Source organism: Mucilaginibacter sp. FW306-07-L, assembly GCF_058782065.1.
Genome location: NZ_JBYSXI010000001.1, coordinates 2,177,116 through 2,194,411 on the forward strand (window position 1 = coordinate 2,177,116; position 17,296 = coordinate 2,194,411).

General features: G+C 44.5%; 14 protein-coding genes. 3 read left to right on the forward strand and 11 right to left on the reverse strand.

What is annotated here, in order from left to right; translation table 11 throughout:
- Positions 1 to 70: 70 nt before the first annotated feature.
- From AC3WJC_RS09515 to AC3WJC_RS09555, 9 genes are all read right to left on the reverse strand, one after another.
- Positions 71 to 646, reverse strand: coding sequence for a Crp/Fnr family transcriptional regulator (locus AC3WJC_RS09515; protein WP_492398846.1), 576 nt, complete (start codon positions 644 to 646; stop codon positions 71 to 73).
- Between the two features lie 16 nt (positions 647 to 662).
- Positions 663 to 1,016 (reverse strand): hypothetical protein, encoded by a 354-nt coding sequence (locus AC3WJC_RS09520; RefSeq protein ID WP_492398847.1) that lies wholly within the window; start codon positions 1,014 to 1,016, stop codon positions 663 to 665.
- Positions 1,017 to 1,310: 294 nt separating this feature from the next.
- Entirely contained in the window at positions 1,311 to 2,099 is a 789-nt protein-coding gene (locus AC3WJC_RS09525) for a hypothetical protein (RefSeq protein WP_492398848.1), read from the reverse strand.
- Between the two features lie 3 nt (positions 2,100 to 2,102).
- Positions 2,103 to 2,888 carry a hypothetical protein gene (locus AC3WJC_RS09530; protein WP_492398849.1) on the reverse strand — a complete coding sequence of 262 codons (786 nt, stop codon included), beginning with the start codon at positions 2,886 to 2,888 and terminating at the stop codon, positions 2,103 to 2,105.
- 17 nt (positions 2,889 to 2,905) lie between these two features.
- On the reverse strand, positions 2,906 to 6,331 hold the full coding sequence (locus tag AC3WJC_RS09535; protein ID WP_492398850.1) for a TonB-dependent receptor: 3,426 nt from the start codon (positions 6,329 to 6,331) through the stop codon (positions 2,906 to 2,908).
- A 235-nt stretch (positions 6,332 to 6,566) separates the two neighbouring features.
- Entirely contained in the window at positions 6,567 to 7,676 is a 1,110-nt protein-coding gene (locus tag AC3WJC_RS09540; protein ID WP_492398851.1) for a FecR domain-containing protein, read from the reverse strand.
- Between the two features lie 75 nt (positions 7,677 to 7,751).
- Positions 7,752 to 8,348, reverse strand: a complete 597-nt coding sequence (locus AC3WJC_RS09545; protein WP_492398852.1) for an RNA polymerase sigma factor — start codon at positions 8,346 to 8,348, stop codon at positions 7,752 to 7,754.
- A 362-nt stretch (positions 8,349 to 8,710) separates the two neighbouring features.
- Positions 8,711 to 9,409, reverse strand: a complete 699-nt coding sequence (locus tag AC3WJC_RS09550; RefSeq protein ID WP_492398853.1) for a LytR/AlgR family response regulator transcription factor — start codon at positions 9,407 to 9,409, stop codon at positions 8,711 to 8,713.
- Positions 9,394 to 10,389, reverse strand: coding sequence for a sensor histidine kinase (locus AC3WJC_RS09555; RefSeq protein WP_492398854.1), 996 nt, complete (start codon positions 10,387 to 10,389; stop codon positions 9,394 to 9,396). Before AC3WJC_RS09555 ends, AC3WJC_RS09550 begins: the two co-directional genes overlap by 16 nt.
- A 109-nt stretch (positions 10,390 to 10,498) precedes the next feature.
- Here AC3WJC_RS09555 and AC3WJC_RS09560 point away from each other — a divergent pair, with 109 nt between their 5' ends.
- Positions 10,499 to 11,701, forward strand: a complete 1,203-nt coding sequence (locus AC3WJC_RS09560) for a hypothetical protein (RefSeq protein WP_492398855.1) — start codon at positions 10,499 to 10,501, stop codon at positions 11,699 to 11,701.
- Positions 11,702 to 12,041: 340 nt separating this feature from the next.
- On the opposite strand, the gene mnmE is transcribed toward AC3WJC_RS09560, so the two are convergent.
- Positions 12,042 to 13,403: a tRNA uridine-5-carboxymethylaminomethyl(34) synthesis GTPase MnmE gene (gene mnmE, locus AC3WJC_RS09565; RefSeq protein WP_492398856.1), complete on the reverse strand. Its 1,362-nt coding sequence runs from the start codon at positions 13,401 to 13,403 to the stop codon at positions 12,042 to 12,044.
- Positions 13,404 to 13,499: 96 nt separating this feature from the next.
- Here mnmE and AC3WJC_RS09570 point away from each other — a divergent pair, with 96 nt between their 5' ends.
- Positions 13,500 to 14,555 (forward strand): nucleoid-associated protein, encoded by a 1,056-nt coding sequence (locus AC3WJC_RS09570; protein ID WP_492398857.1) that lies wholly within the window; start codon positions 13,500 to 13,502, stop codon positions 14,553 to 14,555.
- A gap of 132 nt (positions 14,556 to 14,687) precedes the next feature.
- Entirely contained in the window at positions 14,688 to 14,987 is a 300-nt protein-coding gene (locus AC3WJC_RS09575; protein WP_492398858.1) for a CHC2 zinc finger domain-containing protein, read from the forward strand.
- Positions 14,988 to 15,056: 69 nt separating this feature from the next.
- Here AC3WJC_RS09575 and AC3WJC_RS09580 read toward each other — a convergent pair whose 3' ends face one another.
- Positions 15,057 to 17,222 carry a glycoside hydrolase family 3 protein gene (locus AC3WJC_RS09580; RefSeq protein ID WP_492398859.1) on the reverse strand — a complete coding sequence of 722 codons (2,166 nt, stop codon included), beginning with the start codon at positions 17,220 to 17,222 and terminating at the stop codon, positions 15,057 to 15,059.
- Positions 17,223 to 17,296 lie beyond the last annotated feature (74 nt).

The window sequence follows — 17,296 nt, forward strand, 5'->3', positions numbered from 1 at the left end:
TGAAATAATAGCCATACTAATTTGCTTTACAAGCTAAAAATTACATGTTCCGGTATTGTGGCTCTATCTTTTAAACACCGGTTTCCTTTCGCATCATACTCAAAAATGCGGCTGTAATACCCAAGTAACTGGCAATATGCTTTTGGGAGATACGCTGCTCCAGCCCGGGATGGCACTTTCGGAATTCGAGGTAACGTTCTTGGGCGGATTTATAGAGCTGAGAGGTAACCCGGCGTTGGAACACTTCAAAGCCGTTTTGGGTAAGGATGCGAAAAAAACGCTCGAACTTCGGAATGTTCAGGAACAATTCTTCCAATTGCGGTAAAGCGATATAGTATACCTCACTGTCTTCCAGCGTTTGGATAGCATTAGCTGAAGGTTTCGCTTTGAAAAAACTGACGATATCGCAAGCCCACCAGTTCTCGGGATAGAAGCCGATATTATGTTCTTCCCCGCTTTCATCCGTGTAGAACATACGCAGGCAACCGCGCTTTACGAAATAGATATAACGATCAGTTGCACCCTGATGCAGCAACCAGGTGCGTTTCTTCACTTCCTTTAAACGGAAGAAAGAAAGCGCCTGTTCCTCCTCATGAGATCCAAGCGCTATGTGCATGGCGAAATTTTTCAGGATCAGTTGGTGCATGTGGCTAAATTACATATTACAGCCGGAACTGCCGGGTCATGTACAGTTTCAGATCATCAAGGGCTTTTAACCTTAATGGCTCGGCGATCTCGCGGTAAGTATCGCTTTGTGCCACGGTCAGGAATGCATCTGCGTTCTCATATTCTACAAGCAGTATAGCATCCCAGCTTTCACCTTCGTCAACAATTATGCCGGCCAGCATATCGCTTAAAAGGTTTAATTTGGCTTTTAAGCCCAGGGTTTCCATCACACGGCTGAATGCCGGAAGGTATTCTTCTACATACAGACGGCGGTCTGCAAATTTCAGCATATTTAGCATAATGATGGGTTCTGTGCCTTGCACGTTTTGCGGGATAGTTACTACTCTCATTATTATATATCGTTTTATTTACTTAGAAATTCATCGCAGTGGCCATAGCAGGGCTTAACTGTTTTTCTGTTACAAAGATCGCCGTTGCCAGGCTTAAAAAAGTTCAGGTAGTTGAAGGTTTTAAAATATCCGGGCCGTTAACCGATATAAGTGGATGAAATTTATTGATAGAGATAAAAAAGCTGATTTAAGCGCATTGATAATGCATAATAAATAACAGGCCTTGCAGTAATTGCAAGGGCTGTTGTATTAATCTGGATAAATCTTAACTGTTTTAGGACGAGTGCAGACCTATCAATTAAACCTGTCGGGAGTGAAGAACAGGCGCGAATGCTCTAAATTAGTGGTTCCCTCAATTAAAAAGTAAGGCAATACCAGGCCTTTTTCACCGGCAAGCGGGAGCCCCAGTCCAGAGGCCGCGATCCGGCTCATTTCTTCACTGTTTTGAAATGCCCATTGGTTGGTAGTGCCTGCCCTGGTAAAGTAAATATATGATGCGTCCAACAAATTTTTATTATCAAAATTTGCTGTTGGCATGTAATCAACATACTTCCATGTATTAGGCCTTACCGACTTAGCCAGATACACGCGGTATTCTTCGCCCGTGATGGCATCCTGCCGGTACAAAAAGATGTCAAAAGGCCTGTTATCGGCGGAATGATGGACATAGAAGCCCACTTTATTGGTGGCCGGATCAGCAGCAGGCGGGTTTACCTTCACTTCTCGTCCATCTACATAAATAAAATTGAAATTGACCTTAGTGCCTGTCGGCGGCAGCGGCTTTTTCAATAATACCTCTTTTGTAACCGTATCGGTAATAGTCAAAAACCTCTCTTTTTGCGACCGGTAAGTATAAACGGCATTGAATGCCATTATACTTGCAGGCTTTGTAATGTAGTTATTGTGCCTGTATTCAGTAGTATCGATATTTATTTGCCAGGGATTGGCCGTTCCGTTGTAACCGCTTACCAGCACGTGAAAGGCTTTTTCGGTATCCAGATTATCTTTATTACATGCGGCTATGGTGATTACCAGCAGGGCCAGTAAAATGGGTATGGTTATACGTTTAATGATCGGGCTCATGTTTTATAGTTCAAAATTTTTGGTGAATGTCATATAACCGGTTGTGCTGGCTTCGCTGAAAATATACAATTTGGAAGTGGCCGTTGCAGCGCCTGGTCTCGGCGCGGTAGACGCTGTTGGGTTCCAGGTATAGTTTGTTCCGTCTACATAGAGTGTATTTGTACCTGCCTTATAAATGTAAACCTGGAAAGAAACAGCCGAGTTTACTCCATTATAAGGTTGTGGCGCTGTTGAAAAAGTTGAAATAGTTACCGGCTCGGTAAACTCGTTAGGCTTTACGTTCTTGATGCGGGTTATCTCCTCAAACACCTTTGGCGTTAAATAGTATTTTCCCAATACGATGTCTACCGGTTCGGAGTAATTTGTTTTAACGGGCCTGAACATGTAGATGATCTTGATCTTATCAGGCTCAACAGGCGGCAACTCGGGCATTTTACCTATTTCTCCGTTCATATAAAAAAAGCTGATGAACGCGCGACCGTCATCCTTATTTAACTCTTTTTCTATCACCACTTTCCCTGTTTCTTTTTCGGTAATGGTTAGTTTCAGGCTGTTTTTATTATCAGGAATAGGATACGCGTTGTTAAGGTCGAACCGCCCTACGGGTATATCTATCTTAGTAGTGTCAATCAGTGCCTCAAGCGGCGCGTTGCTCACGTTCAGGATACTGAAAGTAATTGGTAAAGCATTTCTTTTATCCAGTATGTTACCCTCGTTTTTTTTGCACGCACCCAGCAGCAGTACCAGTGAGGCTGCTACTGCTGTGATATATATTTTTATCGTTTTCATGTATTCGGTATTAATGTTTAAAAGTTGTAGGAAATAGAAAGGCTGAAAGATGCGCCCACCCGCCTGGTCAGAGTTTCTTTATCGCCTATGCGGGTCTTTGTTTTTCCGTCGGCAGAGGTTTCGTAATTTCCTTCCTCAAATTTTTGCGAAAAGCCCGGCTTCCATTCATAAATATCGCTCCACTCAGATACGCCGGTGGCAGTTATTGCAGACATGCTCATGCCCTGCCATTTATCAAGCAGCTTATACGTATCGGCACTGTTGATGTAAAAGCGGTATGGAGTATTGAGTATGTTGCTCATGTTAAACCTGGCCTGTAGCCTCTTGTCCTTTAAAAAGCGGTAACTTACCTGCGCATCCATCTGCTTGCGCGGGCGTTCGTACTCAACAATATCTGGCGTAATGCCGGTTACAAATGTTTTATAACCCATGTGGTTGTAAGCTACATTGGTACCCAGCCTGCTGCCGTTGTATTGCAAACCCAGATTATAAACCACAGGTACCTGCCCAAATAAAGGCCGTTTTTCTTTTTGCAAAACTTTAACACGGTATTCATAAGTGTTGCCGTATTTATCGGCTGCCATGCTTTTGCCTTCGTAGCTGCGCGCCTGTACCTCAGATGATTGCAGGGTAAGGTTGCCGCTAAAGTAAACATCGTTCATAAAGCGCCAGTTAGGTTGCATAAAGCCAAGGCTTTTACGTACATCAAACTCCCAGCCGTGTACCTTGGCCCATTCCGAGTTTCGGGTTACCAGGTATACACGCCCGGTAGCATCAGGCATATCACGGTAAAGCTCGGCCGGTTTATCAAAATACTTATAGAAATACCCTGCGGATATCACCTCCCCTGCTTTGGGGTACCACTCCGCACGGAGATCATAATGGTCTATCAGGGTAGATAGTACACCTTCATTTCTGCGGTAACCACCAACTACCGGGTCATAGCGCTGCATGCGCGAGTTTTCTATCAGCGCCGGCCTTACTACTGATTTGGCGTAGGCCGCCCTCAGATTAAAATCCTTAATCGGTGTGGCGGTTAAACTTATCGATGGCAGGTAGCGCCATGTTTTTTCTTCAGTTTCGGCATCGGCATAGGCGGTAACTACTTTCCCGGTTGCGGGGTCAACAAATTTCTCCTTTTCACCCCGCTGAATAAGCTCCTCCGTGATCTTGTCGTTGGCACCATTTCTTATCCTGTCATAGCGATAATACTCGGCCCTTAGCCCCCACACAGCACGCAGCCATCTGTTAAAATGATTGTCAAACATGCCATAAACGGCCTGATTGGTGTTTTTTCCACTGTAACCGTTTTCAGAAAAACCGGCCGGGTAATAAAAAAGGTCTCTCAAAGGGTCTTTAAAATCCAGAAATTGGCCCCATTGCTGTACCGGGACATTAGCGTATGCGCCGCCCGCGTTTGTGGCTATCGGGAGCAGTATCCAGTCATATTTACCTTCTCTTTCGAGGTATTGGTAGCCTGTTTTAAATACCTGCTTTTGCCCTAACCACTTAAACTGATAGCTTAAAGCTCCCTCCGCAATTTTATTTGTTTCTTGATACAAATATTGTGAGCGGTTAAACGTACCACCGCCAATTGCGTTGGTGGCGCTGGGCTGCACAACACGCAGCGGGCCGTTTGGCGGACCGGGTACCAACCAAGCCTCTACAGCATCCTGTTCTTTATTGATCAGTTTGTTTCTCGAAACGTTCCAGTCGAAACGGAAAGCGCCAAAGGTATGCTCGCCATTTATACGATTTTGTAGCAGGTCAATAAATTTGGGGCGGTCAAACTCGCGTACAGTGGGCAGGGGCTGCGGGTCGCGACCATAAGCCTCAAGGTACGAAAACTGGTTTTGGAACACACGTGAGTAAAAATTACGTGCCGCAATTTTGTGGTTTTTGGTATTCCAGCCCACATTTAACAAGGCACCCCAGGTTGTATTAAAGTTATATTGTTTTGAGAATCCGGGGAGCAGTTCTTTCCCGGTTACGGCATCATAGGCAGTACTGCCCAATGTTTCCCACTCACCCCGGCCAAATTGCGAGTTGTCATCTATAGATTGTTCGTTACGATAGCTTAACGAGCCTGCAAAACCCAGGCGACTGTTGCCCACGTTATAGCTGCGCCCGAGGCTGAACTGATAATTTTGGCCCGGCATAGCCTTGTAGCTGCGTGTACCCAGGCGTTCAAAACCGCCTATGCGCTTGTTCTGCTCGGCTATCATTGCCGGGGTTATGGGCGTAACGCCGGGCGACGGTGTAGCATTGGGGTTGCCAGGATTATAATTATTGGGTGTAAATATGAGCAGGTTTTTAGGGAAGTGATCCCTGCCGCCATCATCAAAGCCAAGATAATCATACTTACCTCTCCCGTAACCTAAAAATTCCTTACCGGTACTGCCATTAATGTATTTACCGCCAATATTAAATGTAGTAAAATTATTATCGGGTATTGCCATGGTGTTGATCTGTACCAGACCACCACCAAAACCAAAGCTCATATCCGGCGTAGCTGTTTTGTTTATCACAACATTATCAACCAGGTTGGCTGGTACAATGTCAAACTCAAAATCGCGTACTTGTACATCGGTGCTGGGCAGGGTGGCACCATCCATCATGGCCAGGTTGTAACGCTCGGCAATACCGCGAATTACTACCCGCCGGTTATCATTCGTGCTGATGCCGGAGATGCGCTTCAGTGTTTCGCCTATGTTTTTGTCGGGCAATGCCGCCATTTGTTCGCGACTGATGCCGTTGGTTATACCCGCATCATTTTTTTGGCGAACGTATAAGGCGGTGGTACCTTCCTGCCTGTAACTGGTTGTTACCGTTACCTGGTTCAGTTCATTGGTCGCACTTTTCAGTACTATGTTCAGGCTGGTAAGTTCTGCCGACTTTACCTCGACCTGGGTAACTCGCTTTGTTTGGTAGGAAACATAGCTCACCTCAATGGTATACGTCCCCGGTTCAGTGTTAAAGTTATAGTTACCATCAATGGCTGATTGGGTTGCCTGGCCGGTTTCAACTATCCTGATGCTCGCACCGGGCAGGGGCTCACCGCGTTCATCCAATACCTTGCCGCCAATATTCCCTGCCGCAACCGGCCGGCGGGCAAGTATAGGTCCGTGTTGATCACTCACCGGCTGATCCTCTTTTTTTGATATGATGACGGTTTTTTCTTTTATGGAAAACCGTAGCGGCTGATCCTGAAATATTACCGCAAGTACCTCTTTCAGTTCGGCATTCTTAACGTTAATATTTATGGGTTTTGCCATTTTAAGGATGGTGTTGTTAAAAAGAAAATCTACGCCGGTTTGCGTACGTATTTGATTAAATACTTTATCAATACGTGTGTTGGTTGCTGATAAGGTTATTCTTTGGGCTTTAACTGCCGCGCTGACCTGTATGATAGCTATGATCATAATCAATGTTGTCAGCTTCATGATTAATAATGTTTTATAAAGCGCGTGCTTTCGCCGCACTAACTTATTAGGGTAAATAGTGTACATTTGTTATTGCTTGGATTGATTGCAATCTGCCGCTACATTTCTACGTGCTGGGGGCATTTTGCAGGTGCTGATAGTTCCTGAAGAATTGTCGGGTATTCCGGGTCAAGGGTCATTCCGGTTGCCGCCGGTTTGGCCTTTTTTGTTGAAATACCAAAGGGCTGGCTTTGTATTATTTCATCACAATTACGCTCCTTCCTTCAATTTTAAAGTGAACTGATCCTGTTTCTGCCAACACAGTTAAAATCTGGTTTATGTTTTTGTACCGCGATACAGTGCCGTAGTATCCCTCGTTTGAAACGTTGGCTGTGTATTGCACATCAATATTGTACCAACGGCTTAGTTTGCGCATCACGCTTTGAATAGGTTCGTTACGAAAGCGGAAATAACCATTTTTCCAAGCAACGACTTCTTCGGTATCACCCGTGGTTATTGATAGATCACTTCCTCGAAGCGAGGCCTGTTGGCCGGGTTTCAATATGGCTGATGCCGTGCAACCGAGCGCGTTTATCCTTACCTTGCCTTCAAGCAAGGTTGTTTTTAACAATGGTTCATCGCCATAGGCATTAATGTTAAAATGGGTGCCTAAAACGGTTACTACCTGTTTACTTGTTTTTACCTTAAATGGCATGGCCACATTATGGGCTACTTCAAAATAGGCTTCGCCTGTAAGTTCGACATTGCGCTCGCTGCCTTCAAAACGGGTTGGGTATTTTAATGATGACGAAGCGTTAAGCCATACTTTAGTACCATCGGCCAGTTGCAGTTGGTACTGCCCGCCCTTAGGTGTTTCGGTTGTGTTATAACCTACGGCAGCATGTGGGTTAGTTGCCGCTACCCTGTATATCAGTTGGCCATTATGAGTTTTACTTATGCTGATGCCTGCCTGTTCCGCCAGCTTGCCATCGCCGGCTGTTGTTAATGTTATCTTCTTTCCGTTAGCCAGGGTTAAAATGGCCTGGTTGCCCCCGGGCACAATAGCCGAAACCTGTTCTGTTTTTTGGTAATTACGGGGATAAAAGATGAGTGCGGCTGCCGAAACGCAAATAATAAGTGATGCCGCCGCCAGCCACCGGTACCGTTTAAACACCGTGCTGCGCGTTGCCTGAGGCAGTCTTTTATATAACTGTTCTCGCAGATCGGTATAATCATCCGGACCGATATTTTCCAGCCTTTTTTTGGTAACCCGGTTAGCTAACAGTTCAAAAAGAGCCTGCTCTTCAGGTGTAGCGGTACCATTCAGGTACTTGTCAATCAATTCCTTTGCCTGCCTTTTGTTCATTACTATCAACAGTGTTATATCCCTGTTTAATAATAAGAGCCTCAGGCGAACCTGATGTCAACAAAAAAAATGAAATTATTTTTGGATAGCCAAAAACAGCAGCAGTATTGAAAGCAGCGGCGATAGTTTGGTACGTAAAGAAGCAACAGCACGGCTAAGTATGGTTCTTGAACTATGTTCGGTAATGCCCAATTCTTCGGCTATAGAGCGGTGAGAAAGTTCCTCTTCTTTATGCATTACATATACGGCCCGCATGGTTACCGGCAACTTTTTTACAGCATTGTCCAATATCGCGCAAAGCTCTTTAAAATTTGCCTGCTCGTCTGTGCCGCCGGCCTCCTCATCAAAACATGCCGCGAGTTCTTCGGCATAATCATCAGCCCTTTTTGTTTTGCTGATCATCTTTAATGCCCGGTTACGCGTAGCGGTAAGCAGGTATGCCCGCAGGCCGGTAGTAATTTGTAAGTGATCGGCGCGGTTCCATAAGATAGTAAATATATCTTGTACAACATCCGCAGCCTCATCTCGGTCGTTCAGTATGGAACGGGCGTAAGTATATAATGATCGCCAATGCCGATTGTAAAGCTCCTTAAATGCAGCATGATCCCTTTCTGCCAAACAAGCAGCCAGTTCCATATCACTCAATTTATCGTAAGCCCGCTTTACAATCATTAATATTATACAATAGTCCTGTAAAATTAAGCGGTGAGTTTAAAGGGTAAATAGTTTAAATATTAAGTAAATGTTATTTTACAAACAGCAGTGAATATTCAAGTTAAAGCCTTACATACCAATATATCCGGTTTCTCAATCCAGCATCTACCCTATTGATAAATTAAATGTCACAGAATTAAGTTTTGATGAAATGACAAGAGTTGAAATGGTTACGGACTTTATTTGTTAAACCAAATGATCACTCGTGCAGGAGGCAAAGTTTTGCCGAACATATCACTGCCGGTAAAGTGGCTTCATTGCAACCATTCAATCTGATACCGGCATTGGCCACAGCACCGTCTAATGGTGCATAAATGTCCTTATAAATTGGATTTATTGCAAGCAGAAACTCTTAATGTGTTAACGTATTCCCAAACAGCAGCCTTACGGGTGCGGCTTAAAGGAACTTGGTAGGCCCCGATGAACACTGCCTGCTTATTAACGCTTACCAGCCGTTCCATATTCACCAGAAAAGATTTGTGCGTTTGTTTAAACTGACCGGGCAACTGTCTTTGAATTGCGCTAAGACCGGAGTAGACCGTATATTTTCGCTGATCGGTAATGATGTGTACATAATTGGCCATTGCTTCCACATATAAAATGTTAGCTATGGGTATCCTTTCCAATCTCTGATCGCATTTGACCGAAATAAAGCCGGCTGACTTCTCAGTTTTACTGATCGCTTTTTGACAGGCACGTTGAAACCGCTCGAATGTAACCGGTTTTAATAAATAGTCGGTTACCTCAAGATCGAAACCTTCGACGGCATGCTCGGGGAAAGCGGTGATCAGGATCACCTGCTGCGAAAGATCTGTTTTTTTTAAAAAATCCAAGCCGTTCTGTTGCGGCATCTGGATGTCCAGGAAGATCAGGTCGATAGCCGATGTTTGCAGGATGGCCTGTACTGCGACCGGATGCCGTGCTGATCCTACTAATTGCAGTTCAGGCAAACGGCCGACATAGGCTTCTAACTGCTGCCGGGCAAGGGGTTCATCATCAACGATCAAAACTTTAAGCATAGGGTTAAATTTACTTCATAAACTGTTTCACTTACAGATATCGCCAGATCAAAACCATCCTGATAAATCAGCGATAAACGTTTCCGGACATTAGTTAAACCGATACCGGTCGGTTTGTTATTCAGTTGATAACTGTTCCGGCAACTGAAACGCAGCCGGTCACCGGCAATTATGGCCTTAACCTCAATAAAATTATGATCAGCGTCCGATACATGCTTAAAAGCATTTTCAACAAACGTAATCAGCAGAAGCGGCGCGATCAACAAGTCCGTCTCCCCGTCAACCTGGTAATGCACCGTACAGTTATCCAGCCGCATTTGCTGCAGCGCAATATAGTTACCAAGATAAGCCAGTTCACCGGCTAAGGGTACAAACTCCCGCGTGCCCTCATAAAGCTGGTAACGCAATAAATCCGCCAGTGCGGCCAGCGTCTGTTTAGGATCACCTGTTCGTAATTCTAATTGAGCATATAAACTATTCAGCGAATTAAATAAAAAGTGTGGGTTTAATTGTGCTTTGAGATAGGTTAACTCTGCTTCTGCCCGTTCTTTTTCCAATGCCTGCACCTTTTTCCGGGCTTCAAAGCGGTCAGCCGCCAGCTTCACAAAGCTCCCGGCCAGCACCCCGGTCAGTGCCGTCAAAACCCGGTTGTATTGCATATCCCGATAGGTCCAGTTAAATTTGAAATTGATGGGAACGATCATATTTTGGAGCAATTGCCCCATGATCCAGGCAGCGAGACCAGCTAAAATACCAATCACCAGAACTGCCGAAAAAACGAGGCGTGTTAAACTCTTGTGTTTAAAGTATGCCGGCATCAGGTAATAATAGATGCTGTAGAAAGCCAACATGATCAGTGCCGTATCCAACGCCGAAAAATAAAGGCGGTTCCATTCATTATTCACATAAAAATATAACAACCGATCCCAAAGCAGAAAAAACAGCAACCAAAATCCGGCATGGAGCAGCACTTTACGCATTACCTAAAATACACATCCTTACGTCATCCCGGTTAACCGTTCATATAAATTTTATGACCGTTTGTATAATGATCTTTAAAACCATCAGCCGCTATTCGATCTTCGCTTTATGAAAAAGCTCCTGATCCTGCTATTGTTCGTATCCACAGTTAAAGCGCAATCGCCTTTAGCTGCCGCTTATTTTAAAGAAGCCGAAGCCGCGGCGCAAGATCAGCGGCTTTGGAATGCGCATTTATATGGCCCCATGTTGTTCGTTGACCCACAAACCCGCCTCACTTACGCCAACCAGCCCGATAGCACCCATTTGTTTAAGTCAGAAAATGGGATCTATGTCGGGAAGTTACCATCAACAGTGATGATAGCTAACACGGCCATTCACTGGCAGGGCAAAACCTGGTCCTGCCTGTTATGGCCTTTGCCTACAGACCGGAACGAGCGTATCAATCTGGTGCTTCACGAAAATTTCCACCGCATCCAGGAAAGTATCGGTTTTTATGGACATAGCCCTACAGCCGATCACCTCAGCACCATGGCTGGCCGAACTTATTTTCTGCTGGAACTCAACGCGCTGAAAGCAGCGCTGCAGAAGCCGGTCAGGCAGCGCAATCCTGACCTGTCGCAAGCCCTGGCTTTTAGGGAAAAACGAAGAGTATTGTTTCCTAAGACCTTCGGTAACGAGCGCGTGCTGGAGATGAACGAAGGACTGGCGGAATTTACCGGTGCTTATTTGGGGCGGCAGGATCTGCGTAGTCATTTATATCAGCAAGTAGATACCGCAGGTAACCGCGGCTCACTCATCCGCTCCTTCGCCTACCTGACCGGCCCACTCTATGGTTTGCTGTTACAGGAGAAAAACTCCAAATGGACACAAACCTTAGATTCCACAGCCGACTTTCCGGAGTTGATCCGGAAATACTACCAGGTAACAATAACTACTGCGAATGAAAGCCGCTACAGCGGTACAGCCATTCGCGCCAGCGAACAACAAAAGGAAAACACACGCCTCGAAAAAGCGGCAGCTTATATAAAACAGTTTACCCGGGAACCCGTACTACAAATCGACCTCGTAAAAATGAATATTGTTTTTAACCCGAACACCCTATTCGACCTGGGTGATTATGGCACGGTTTACCCGACCGGGGAGATCCAAGATGTTTGGGGCAAGCTCAAAGTCAGCGGCGGCTTTTTATTGAAGGACTGGAAGGTGGTCAGCGTTCCGCTGACGGGTGATACTTATACCCTGGAACTTGCTACAGGCTGGGAAAAGATTAAACTGGACAACCTGCATTATACGTTGCGCAAAATCAAATAAGCATATATTCGGGAGATGAACTTAACGTTTATGAATATCGTAGCGATTTGCTACTTCAACTTTTACATAAGACAGGCAGCTCCCATCATGTCCTACAATCAGATGTGTTACGGGTAGGAATGATCACGATTTATTACATCTTTTAAAAACTCTCTCTACCATCCTCATATCTTTTCGATCTTACTCTTATGCTGATATTTGTTACTTAATATGTTGCTCGGGTACAAAAACAACAATATATAACAAAGTTTAGCATAATAAAAAGATAAAATAACGAATAATTAAATATAAAATATTGATAGTCAAACAATAATAAACATATACAACATGTAAACTATAACTACTTTCCGATACAGAACTTACTGAAGATATTATCCAGCAGATCATCTGTTGTAACGGTGCCGGTAATTTCTCCTAAATAGTGTAAGGCCTGTTTTATATCCATCGCTAAAAAGTCGGATGTGATGGAGCCCTCTATGCCATTAAGCACACGGTTTAGCGCGTCTTCTGTTTTTTGCAGGGCCTCTACGTGGCGTATGTTGGTTACCAGCGTTTCGTTGCCTGTTAATTCTTCTTTTACAGCAGCTTGGTAGATGCTGTTTTTCAGTTCATCAATCTGCTGCTTTTTATCTGCTGATATGGGGATAACACCGTTCGGCAACCTCTTCAATTGCTCCTGGTTTAACAGATCTATCTTATTGGCTACCAAAAGCATATTTACATTGGGCCGGCGTAGTTTTTCAATATCGGCATTAAGCTCCTCAATGCTCAATTGCGCGACATCATAAACATAAATAATTAATGGTGCCTGGCTTATCTTTTCCATGGTACGCTCTACCCCTATCTGCTCAATGGCATCGGTAGCTTCGCGTATGCCGGCGGTATCTATGAGCCTGAAATTGATGCCATTTATATTCAGCACTTCTTCAATCGTATCGCGGGTAGTACCGGCAATGTGGCTCACAATGGCGCGTTCTTCATTCAGCAGCGCATTCAACAAAGTTGATTTACCGGCATTAGGCCGGCCGGCAATTACCGTGTTTACTCCCTGCTTTATAACGTTACCTAACTCGAATGATCGTATCAGTCCGCCTGTAACTTTCAGGGTATCAACCACCAGTTGCTTTAGCTGACCGCGGTTGGCAAATTCCACATCTTCTTCCGAAAAATCGAGTTCCAGTTCAACCAGCGATGCAAACTGTACCAACTGCTCGCGCAACGCAGTTAGCTGGTTGCTGAAACCGCCACGTAATTGCTGCAAAGCTACCTGCTGCGATGCTTTTGAATTGGCGGCAATCAGGTCAGCAACCGCTTCGGCTTGCGACAGGTCGAGCTGCCCGTTCAGGAAAGCACGGAGTGTAAATTCACCCGGTTTGGCGGCCCTTGCTCCTTTTTTTATCAGCAAACGGATAATGCTTTCTAAAATATAATTCGATCCATGGCATGATATCTCCACCACGTTTTCGCGGGTATATGAGCGTGGCGCTACGAATAACGACATCAGCACCTCATCAAGCAACACATCGCCATCGGCCACATGACCAAAATGTATGGTGTGCGATGCTTGGGTGGTTAAATCCTTTCCTTTAAAAACATTGTTGGCAATGTTAATGGCTTCGGGGCCTGAAAGGCGGATAACGCCGATTGCACCTATTCCGTTAGGTGTGGCAAGCGCTACAATTGTGTCTTCCTGAAATATCATATTCAGCGGCAAAGTTCGGCATAAATCGTCAACTTTCAACAATGCAGCATCAGGCGTATGTCATCCCGAAAAAAACAGCATCTTTGAAGCCTGATTATGATTACCTCTTTTGAAACTTTTTTAGACATCCTATCCGTTCACCACGTAGGCAACCAGACACAGGATGAAATGTACTCCCTCTCCGATGAACCGCTTGACCTGAAGGATGAGATGATACCCCGCCTGTTGATGCAGTATTTTTTAACACCATTTGAAAAAACGAACGAGGTATATCACCTGATGCATCATAGCGATATCAACCTGAACGAGATTTACAATTTTGCCACGCAGATATTTGAGGTTAATGAGTGCTTTCATGAACTATCGCAACAGATGGCCAAGCATTTGTACAGCGTTTCCAATCACCCTAAAATAAAATCGGGCGAAGTATATATTGGCTTATTTAACAATGTACAGATAGAGGGCGAGCTTTTGGATGCCATTGGCATTTTTAAATCAGAAACTAAGGAAACTTACCTTAAAGTATACCCCGACAAGGGCGGCTTTAAAATGGATTACGAGGAAAATGGCATCAACATTAATAAGTTGGACAAGGGCTGCCTCATTTTTAACTCCGCTAAAGAAGATGGCTATAAAGTAGTGGTAATTGATAAAACCGGCAACAGTCAGGATGCCGCGGTATACTGGAAGGACGATTTTCTGAAATTAAAAATCCGTAATGATAATTTTAACCAAACCGCCAACACGCTCAGCGTATATAAAAACTTTGTTACCCAAAAAATGGATGATGAGTTTGAAATGAGCAAGGCCGACAAGATTGACCTGCTGAACCGCAGCATGAAATATTTTAAGGAGAAAGAAACCTTTGATATGGATGAGTTTACCGGTGAAGTAATTGGTAATGAGCAGGCCATCGAATCCTTCAAAAACTATAAGCAGCAATACGAGGATGAGTTTGAAACGCCCATTGCCGATAGTTTTGAAATCTCTACTAACGCGGTAAAAAAACAGGCGCGCGTGTACAAAAGCGTGTTAAAACTCGACCGCAACTTCCATATCTATATTCATGGCGATAAGGATTTGATTGAAAAAGGGTTTGATGATGATAAGGCCATGAACTATTACAAAGTATTTTTTAAGGAAGAGCAGTAGTACTTTTCTTGCTAATACCATTTGATGAAACTGGCATTCAATTAAATACAATGAAAAGCCTTATTTATGCTTTAACCACTATAAATAAGGCTTTTTTATTATTTTTGATACCTGCAAAACAAGATTATATCCATGCCGTCTAACGAACTGATCTTACATATTCAAGCCAAAGCCTCTATTGTTAACATCATTTCTGCCTACCTGCCTTTGCAGGATAGCCGTAAAGCCTTAAAAGGCCGCTGTCCGTTCCATCCTGATCTGTCTGCATCGCTTATGGTATCGCAGGAAAAAAATACTTTTAAGTGCTTTGGCTGCGGTAAAGAGGGCGGCCCTATTGAGTTTTTAATGGCCGTTGAAGGTAAAGGTCGTGATGAAATTGCCGGTCGGTTGGCTGTTAAACTTGGCCTTGTTCATGATCTTCGCGCGGTATAAAAATAATATATCATAACAACAAAGGAGAAGCTGATCAGCTTCTCCTTTGTTGTTTAATGTACTTTATAGTTACTTGATAGTAAAGCTTGCCGTTAAACTTTCATCAGCCGAATTATTACCTATGTTGAGCGTATAGTTACCCGGATATAATTTCCATTTATTGGCTTTCATATCCCACTTTTGCAGATCACTTACCGGTATTTTGATAGTAGCCGTTTGCTGGCCGCCTTTAGCAACGGTTACACGATTAAAGCCTTTTAACTCCTTTAGCGGCATGCGCTCGGCTTGCGGATACTTGATGTAGGCCTGCACCACTTCATCGCCATCCATAGCGCCGGTATTGGTTACGTTAACAGATACGGTGATTGAATCCTTAGCGCTGTAGCTTTTTTGTGGCTGCATTTTCCAGTCGAACTTAAATGAGGTGTAACTCATACCAAAACCAAACGGGTACTGCACCGGACCTGTAAAGTAACGGTAGGTACGATCCTTCATATTGTAATTATCATACGCAGGCAGATCATTGATCGACTTATAGAAAGTAAGCGGTAAGTGGCCTGATGGCGAATATTTGCCAAATAATATATCAGCCAGCGCGTTACCGCCCTGCTCGCCGGGATACCAGGCCAGTATAATGGCATCGGCATAAGGGGCAATCTCGGCAATATCAACATCACTGCCTGAAGTGACTATCGCGATGATAGGCTTGGTAACCTTTTTACGCAGTTCCTTCAAAAAAGCGATGTTATCTGCCGGAAGGCTCAAAGTCTTTTTATCGCCACCGCTTTCAGATAGGAAAGCATCACCCGCCTCACCCTCCAAAACCGGTGTTAAACCTACTACGGCCACGGTAACATCCGCGTTTCCGGCAGCCCATATACCGCCAAAGTGGGTGGTATCTTTATTGCCTGAGCCTAAATCGTACTCAACCCTGGTAGCCGGACCAACTGCAGCGGTTATACCCTCCACAAAATTCACCATACGGCCGCTCACTCCGTGGTAGTTGGCTACCAGCGCATCTAACGAAGCCGCGCTCGAACCAACCACCATAATGCTTGAATAGTCTTGTTTATTTAAAGGCAGAATATTCTTTTCGTTTTTAAGCAATACCATACTTTGCAGCGCCGCCTTGCGGGCAAGGGCTATGTGGTAATCGTTATGTACACTATCTGCACCGTAGCCCGCGTAGGGTGATTTTGCCGGTTCATCGTAAAAGCCGAGCTTAAATTGGGTACGCAAAACCTGCGAAAGGGATTCGTTAACCTCTCTTTCGGTGATCAGTTTTTTATTGATCGCATTTACAATGTCACTCTGAAAAATGCTTGAGCAATCCAAATTGGTACCAGCCTTTATAGCCGCCGCCGCAACCGATACTTTATCGGGTAGTACCTTATGCGTTAAATAAATATCGTCCAGTGCGCCGCAATCGGTAACTACGTGGCCTTTAAAGCCCCACTCGCCACGTAATATCTGTGTTATCAGTTTTTTATTGGTGGATGTTGGTACGCCGTTAACCCGGTTGTAGGCCGTCATTACCGATTCAACACCAGCGTCAACCAATTTATGAAAAGCGTATAGGTAAGTTTCACGCAGATCCTTTTCATCAACCTTGGCATCAAAAAAATCACGCTGCGCCTCCGGGCCGCTGTGTACGGCAAAGTGTTTAGCTGTGGCCGATGTTTTGAGGTGAGCCGGATCATTCCCCTGCATACCTTTAATATAAGCGCTGCCTATGGTACCCGTCAGAAACGGGTCTTCCCCGTAAGTTTCCTGTCCACGTCCCCAGCGCGGGTCACGAAATATATTAATATTGGGCGACCAAAAGGTTAACCCCATATACATCAAACGCCTGTTTTGAGCAGTTGACAGATTATATTTAGCCCTCGCCTCGGTTGAAATTGCCCCTGCTATTTCATTTACCAGATCATCATTAAACGTTGCCGCCATGGCAATAGCCTGCGGAAAAACCGTGGCCTCGCCTGCCCTTGCCACACCATGCAAACTTTCATTCCACCAGTTATAAGCGGGTATACCCAAGCGTGGTACCTCGGCGCTACGATAACCCATCAATGAAGCCTTTTCGGGTAAGGTCAATTCAGTGATCAGTGCCTTTACTCTTGTATTAATGGGTTGGCTTGCATCCCTGAACTTGGGTTGTTTTTGCGCGTTACTGATAAAATTACATGTACAAGTCGCGGCTAACAGCACGTACTTAATATTTGGCTTAATTGTCATAGTTCATCAAAATTAATGCAATCGGTTGCATTGAGATATACAAGAATATTAATAAATTTCGGAAAATAAATACA